We start from the raw sequence: 1,807 nt of genomic DNA on the forward strand, positions 1-1,807 counted from the left end.
TTAGTTAATCTTATTGCTATGCATTGTTTATTATAAAGACGAATAACAAGCGCTAATATTTTAAAGTAACCTTGTTTTTTAGAAACTATTCTTTTATCGCTGCAATCCCCGGCAATACTTTTCCTTCAAAGTATTCCAGCATGGCGCCACCGCCGGTGCTTACATAACTTACTTTATTGGCAAGATTAAATTGATTTACTGCGGCAACACTATCGCCGCCACCCACCAAACTAAAAGCACCGTTTGCCGTAGCATCTGCAACAGCAAGCGCAATTGATTTGGTGCCATTTTGAAATTTCTCCATTTCAAAAACCCCCATGGGGCCATTCCATAAAATGGTTTTGGAATTTTTAATTACTTCGCTAAAAATGCCTACAGCTTTTGGTCCAATATCCAGTCCCATCCAGCCATCGGGTACGGCATCGCTTGGCCGAATATCGGTGTTGGCATTGGCATCAAACTTATCTGCAATTACAGAATCTTCAGGCAAATGAATACTTACATTTTTTTGTTTGGCTTTTTCTAAAATATCCAGTGCGGTTTGCAAACGGTCGTCTTCGCAAAGTGAGTCGCCAATTTTACCGCCACGGGCTTTTAAAAAAGTGTACGCCATACCGCCACCAATAATAATATCGGTTGCTCTTTGTAATAAATTTTCGATGATAAGTATTTTATCTGAAACTTTTGCACCACCAATTATTGCTGTAAATGGTTTCTCTGCCTGGTGCAATACTTTTTCTGCACTCAGCACTTCGCTTTCCATTAACAGGCCAAACATTTTTTTACCGGCAGAAAAAAACTTTGCAATTACTGCAGTGCTGGCATGTGCCCTGTGTGCTGTACCAAATGCATCGTTAACATACACATCACCCAGTTTACTTAATTTTTCTGCAAAGGCTTCGTCTCCTGCTTCTTCTTCCTTATAAAAGCGTAGATTTTCTAATAACAACACTTCGCCGGGCCGAAGCATGGTGGCCGTGATGCCGGCTTGTGTGCCAATGCAATCATCTGCAAAAAAAACTTTGGTACCCCCATCCCCTACAGGGGAGTTAACATCATTTGAATTGAGCAATTTGTATAAATGTTTTACCAAATGCTTTAAGGAGTATTTTTCTTCCGGTCCGCCTTTTGGCCTGCCGAAGTGGCTCATTAAAATTACTTTGCCACCATCGGCTAATATTTTTTTTATGGTAGGAATAGTTGCCGACATCCTGGTATCGTCGGTAATATTGAAGTTTTCATCCAATGGAACGTTGAAGTCTACACGTACTAAAACTTTTTGGCCGGCGAAGTTGTGGGTGGAAAATGTACTCATAATAGTTACAATGAAATTTCTACTAAAATATTACTGGTGGTTATAAATAATTCAAGGGCTTCTTTAAAATGTTTGCTGATAATTTCCTTTAGTTGTTTGTTAGAAACATTACCTGCATGAAATACAAATTTTTTGGAAGGTTGAGGTCAATCCAAAACTCAATATTTTCAGGCTGCATCAAGATTTACAGAAATTACCGGGTGATTTAATTTTTTAGCTGCATATAATAATGCTGCTTTTATATCATCCATTTCAAGATAAGAGAAATCTTCCAGTAACTCTTCTGCTGTCATTCCGCTTGAAAGATAATCCAGAACATCAGAAACTTTAAACCTCATTCCACGTATGGTAGGTTTACCACCCATTAAGCCGGGAATAATAGTAATCCGTTTTAATAATTCTGTTTCCATAATCTTTATTTTGAGATTATAAAGATACAATTTAAAAAGCCTCACCCCAACCCCTCTCCCAATGAAAGGGAACTGGAAGGGG

At 38.5% G+C, this 1,807-nt stretch carries 2 protein-coding genes; both read right to left on the reverse strand.

From position 1 onward, the window contains the following. Positions 1 to 85: 85 nt before the first annotated feature. On the reverse strand, positions 86 to 1,315 hold the full coding sequence (locus ACY65O_RS11185; RefSeq protein ID WP_462220943.1) for a phosphoglycerate kinase: 1,230 nt from the start codon (positions 1,313 to 1,315) through the stop codon (positions 86 to 88). Between the two features lie 167 nt (positions 1,316 to 1,482). Then, positions 1,483 to 1,725, reverse strand: a complete 243-nt coding sequence (locus ACY65O_RS11190) for a DUF433 domain-containing protein (protein ID WP_462220944.1) — start codon at positions 1,723 to 1,725, stop codon at positions 1,483 to 1,485. Positions 1,726 to 1,807 lie beyond the last annotated feature (82 nt).

The organism is Ferruginibacter sp., from assembly GCF_031430955.1.
Classification (GTDB): Bacteria; Bacteroidota; Bacteroidia; order Chitinophagales; family Chitinophagaceae; genus Ferruginibacter.